We start from the raw sequence: 4,840 nt of genomic DNA, 5'->3' as shown, positions 1-4,840 counted from the left end.
ACTGGCGTTCATTTTTTGAAAAACCCGCTGCAGCAAATTCATCAGAAATATTGGGTATTGACGCACCACTTTGGCAACCGGCTGCAGAAAAGAAAACAATATTTACCTTACTGCCCGATGCACCCTTGTTGCAATTGCACCAAACCTATATCATTGCACCCACCACCAGCGGCTTTGTGTTATTGCACCAGCAATTGGCACATGAACGGGTATTGTATGAAAAATACCAGGCTGCTTTGCACGTAAAACCGGTAGCCGCACAAAAAAGTTTGTTCCCTTCTACTGTAGAATTATCGGCTGCCGATGCCGCATTACTAGCCGATTTATTGCCCGAATTAGCTAAACTAGGTTTTCAGTTAGAAGCCTTTGGCAACAACACTTTTGTAATACAAGGCACACCGGCCGATGTGTTACAGGGCAATGAAAAAAGAGCCATTGAATTACTGATTGAACAGTTTAAACATTTTAGCAGCGATATTAAATTCAGTAAACGCGAAAAATTAGTACGCTGCATGTGCCGCCAGCAGGCCATTAAAGCGGGGAAGGCATTGGGGCAACAAGAAATGCAACAACTCATCTACGATTTATTGCAATGCGAAACGCCGAATTATACCGTTAATGGCAGCCCTACATTTTTAGAATTTAAAGAAGATTATTTAGACCGCATGTTTGGGAAGAGTTGAGGGAAATAGAAGTGTTGTAAGTGTACATAAGCATTGGTAGTGTTTTATTCGCTTGTTAAGAATTTTATATTAACTGTAAAGCGTTATGCTTACTGACCGGGGAGGTGTGAGGCAGCATCTTTGCCGGTCATTCTTTCTAACTTTAAATACAGGTTATGGTGTAATGAAACTTTGTCTGTCAGTCTCTATTCTTTGTTATCAGAGGTTTGAAGCACTAAATAACCCATATAATGCTCATTGTCCTCGTTTGATAATAAGGCTCTAATATCTTGTCATAAGTCATCCCAATGTTCCGCTTCCCAAGTGTAATCACGTTGAAATTTTGGGATTTCATAACGCAACCCATTGCCCATTAATTGGCGGTAAGTTTTATTTGATGTTCCTTGAATATCTTTCATAAATTCTTTTTATTACTTTTCTGATATTTTACCTTTGCCCCGGCTACTTGCAAAGCTTTCAACGCCAAATCTTCGTCCGCTACTTCATACACCAACTTGTCAATCATGCAATGCCTGTTCCGGGTTCATTCATCCATTGCAACACATTCTTTCAAACAACTGTAGGTTAGCCTATTTATCCTTTGCAAAATAGGCAGCCAAAAATCAGCATTACTGCAACATAGAAAACGCTTTCCAATTTTTAGATAAGCCGGTTACAAGCCGCTCTAATATAATGGGGCTTATGTTGGGATAATCTGTACAACAGGTTGGCATAATAAAGCCTTATTTAAGCTTTTTCCACCACCATATAGACACGTTTATTTTGTTAATGGGAACGAATATAAGCAGTCAGATAGCTTTCTACTGCCCTTCTAACCGCAGCGGCACTGCTTACATGATTATTCACCAATACCGAAAATACAATGGGTTTTCCGGACGCGGTAGTTACATAGCCGCTAATGGACACATGGTTGCTGAGCGTTCCTGTTTTGGCCAATAAATTGCCGGCAAAGGGTTTATAATATCCACTTAGCGTACCCGCATTGGCGGAAGGTAAAATAGCTGAGAGCCGTGCCATACCAAAACTGCTTTTCATTTTCTGTAAAACAGTAACTAGGTCGGCAGGTGTAACTAAGTTATAACGGCTTAAGCCGCTGCCATCTACCCATTTGGGTTTTTGGGGCAGGTTGGCAAAATCGGTTTGCAATAAATGATTAATAATTTTTTTGTCATTCATTTCGCCCAATAATTCATTACCCACCATTAATAAACTTTGCTCAGCAAAAAAATTATCGCTTCTATGCATCATGATTTTGAGCAGTGAATCGGTGGGTTGGGAATGGATGCGTTGCACATCGGGCAGGAGGCGGTTGAGTGTAAAATTACTTTCTGATACCGGCACATGCAGGGTATCGGTTAAGAGCTGTGCGAGTAACCCGTTTTGTGCCGTAAAAAATGGTACCTGAATACTTTTGATTTCCCTTCCGGAAGGTATCATCTCGAAGTTGTTATTGCCAATGCCTCTTTTAATGGCATAGAAACGAGAACGGATTTGATAGGGATTATTGATCTTATTTTCAAAACAGGCAGGCATTACTCCTCCGTAAGTAAACTTAGCCACATTGCCGTAAACGGGCATAGCAGAACGTTCTGCCATATAATCTTCGGTATAATCATCCCATGCCCAGCCGGCGCCTAATGGCTCATCTTTCCAGTTAGCAGTGGTAATCAGGATATTTTTTTGTTGTTGTAAAAACTGAAATACGGGCTGAACGGCAAAATCGGAGACAAGGAAAGAGGGGTCGCCATTAGGCTCTACCTCAACAGTGCCATTGCCTTTATCTACATACCGCAAGGCGGTTAAGCTATCACCCAGATATTGCATAGCGGCATAACAGGTGAACAATTTCATGTTACTGGCTGGAATAAAATATTTATCGGCCTGGTATTGCAACCAATAATTACCACTATCAGCCGGAGCAATACAAATACCTGCCTGAGCGCCTTTCAGTGCCGGATTATTTAACAAACTATCTAACGGATTAGCCGTTTGTGTAATGATGGTTTGCTGAATATCTGCTGCCGCATGGGTGGGAGATGCCTGTATTTTTTTATGGGTAATACAAGCAGTAAAACCAATAACAGCAAAAAAAATAATCAACAAAGATTGAAGCTTTTGGAGCAGTGCATCTTTTATTTCCATGATTGCATTTTATAAGCGTTCCGCATAACGTAACCAGCGTTCGGGTATTTCATCGGTGCAGGCAATAATATAATCCATTTTACTGCAGGGAATAAATTTGCCATCAAAAGTCTGCATCCACCAACGGCCTGTTTTTTTGCTTTGCATAAACACGGTATCAAATTCTGCAAAGGCTAAGTGAAAAGAATTAAAGTGTTCTTTTTCTTCAAACCGGGCTTCCTGCCTGCTTTTCAGCATCCCATCCAACATATACCATAACATGTGTGCTATTTGTTTAGCGGTAAGATGATGGGTATCTTGTTCTACATTATAACCAAAAATACCCATTACCTGCACGGTATGACTCATTCCTGCAAACTGCATAAGTTTACAGGCTTCTTCGCCGGTAAAACCATTAGGGGTTAACCAATTGGCCGGTGCATGTGCATGCTGAATAGCCGACATATCGAAGCTGAACAATTGTGCATTGCGAATTGCTGGTTCTACTTCTTCTATATTTTCTTTCACCACACCTACCCGCACACAATCGAACCGCAATTTATCGATGGTTTGCAGCATATTGGGGTGCGTTAAATAACTCTGAAAGCCAAGATGGTTATAATGTTTTAGAAAATTGGGTTCGGCCGTTAACATTTGTATTAAAAATTGGTCGGCTGGGGCAGGGCTATCCATATTTAAGTCAATCACCGCATCTACACAAACCACGTCAATAATTTTTTGCATATCGGCAAAGGCCTGATATAAGGCTAAAGTTTGGTCGTGCGAACCGCCGATCACCATTACTTTTTTCCCTTTTGCCATTAACTCAAGCACTACAGTTTTTAATGCAGCATACGAATCGACCAAAGTGGCGCCACGCTTTACTGTACCGAGGTCGGCAATTTTTATTTCTTTATGCCAATAAAACAATTGATAAAATGCTTCGCGAACCGCATCGGCACCGGATGAGTGGCTATGAATACTGGCTCCACGCATATCATTACAACCCACCAATACCACATCGGCGGCTTCTACATCGGGAAAAGTAGCATCGGCAACATACATATCTACCTGTCCACCAATTTGTGAATCTAAATACGTTTGTTCATTCGCAATGATATCAATGGGTACAGGTTCTAAAAATTCAACCAAACTTTCAACATTCATGCGCCAATATTTTCAACAAACATACATCATTGTGCCATATGATTTAACCCCATATTAACCAGATTTTAGTGAAAGCATACCCGTAAGGCTTTATTTTTGTTTAGCAGCTATGTTTCATTTGTTAAAATATTATTTACTCATTGGTTTATTGACACTGCCCGGCGTTTCTATTATTGCACAAAGCAATTTTAAAATTAATACCACTTATACCACTATTGGATTAAAAGAAACCCTGCAGGTAAGTTATACCTATGCCGGTTTAGCGGAGATGAACGATTTAGAAGCACCTGATTTCAACAACTGGAAAATGATTGCAGGCCCCGGTTTTCAGACGCAACAGGTATATGCCAATGGTACCTATCATTCTGAAAGTAGTTTTATTTTTTTGTTGCAGCCATTAAAAACAGGCCAACTACAATTACCTGCTGCCAACCTGCACATTCAAAACACAACATTACAATGCCAGCCACTTACCATTATAGTACAACAGCAAATACCTGCCCATCATACCCCACAGGCGGCAGGAGTACAAATGCCGGGCGGTTTTTTTGAACCTGATGAAGAAGAGGAAACTACGGGTATTGAACGTAATGCTATTTTGTTTCCGGGTGAAGATGCTGCGCAAAAAATGAAGAAAAATATTTTTGTGCGGGTGGAAGCCAGTAAAAACAAATGCGTGGTAGGCGAACCCATTTTAGTAACCTATACCCTGTATTCCCGGTTGCGTACTTCGGCTAAACTGATTCAGCAACCGGCATTTAATGGATGCACGGTGTATGAAATGACTACACAGGATTTGCGTTCAGAAACAAAACAATGGAAGGGCAAACGATACAATACTTTCATTATTAGAAAAGTACAACTAATAC

5 protein-coding genes are annotated in these 4,840 nt (G+C 40.7%); 2 read left to right on the top strand and 3 right to left on the bottom strand.

The window, feature by feature from the left end:
• A partial coding sequence (locus EO766_RS17735; protein ID WP_502697238.1) for a DNA mismatch repair MutL family protein occupies positions 1 to 683 on the top strand: 683 nt, incomplete at its 5' end.
• A gap of 272 nt (positions 684 to 955) precedes the next feature.
• Here EO766_RS17735 and EO766_RS17730 read toward each other — a convergent pair.
• The 3 genes from EO766_RS17730 to EO766_RS17720 form a co-directional block, all read right to left on the bottom strand.
• The gene (locus EO766_RS17730) at positions 956 to 1,081 is read right to left on the bottom strand and encodes a DUF262 domain-containing protein (RefSeq protein WP_218058106.1); all 126 of its coding nucleotides are present in this window, start codon (positions 1,079 to 1,081) and stop codon (positions 956 to 958) included.
• A 367-nt stretch (positions 1,082 to 1,448) separates the two neighbouring features.
• Positions 1,449 to 2,825, bottom strand: a complete 1,377-nt coding sequence (locus EO766_RS17725; protein WP_074417522.1) for a D-alanyl-D-alanine carboxypeptidase/D-alanyl-D-alanine-endopeptidase — start codon at positions 2,823 to 2,825, stop codon at positions 1,449 to 1,451.
• Between the two features lie 9 nt (positions 2,826 to 2,834).
• Positions 2,835 to 3,971: a formimidoylglutamase gene (locus tag EO766_RS17720; protein ID WP_074417521.1), complete on the bottom strand. Its 1,137-nt coding sequence runs from the start codon at positions 3,969 to 3,971 to the stop codon at positions 2,835 to 2,837.
• Between the two features lie 109 nt (positions 3,972 to 4,080).
• Here EO766_RS17720 and EO766_RS17715 point away from each other — a divergent pair.
• Positions 4,081 to 4,840: BatD family protein (locus EO766_RS17715; protein ID WP_287101716.1), on the top strand; the 760-nt coding region annotated here is incomplete at its 3' end.

This window comes from Hydrotalea sp. AMD (assembly GCF_004100315.1).
In the GTDB taxonomy this organism is placed as follows: domain Bacteria; phylum Bacteroidota; class Bacteroidia; order Chitinophagales; family Chitinophagaceae; genus Hydrotalea; species Hydrotalea flava.
The sequence above is the reverse complement of the archived record's forward strand: the minus strand, read 5'-3'. Positions and strand labels throughout refer to the sequence as shown.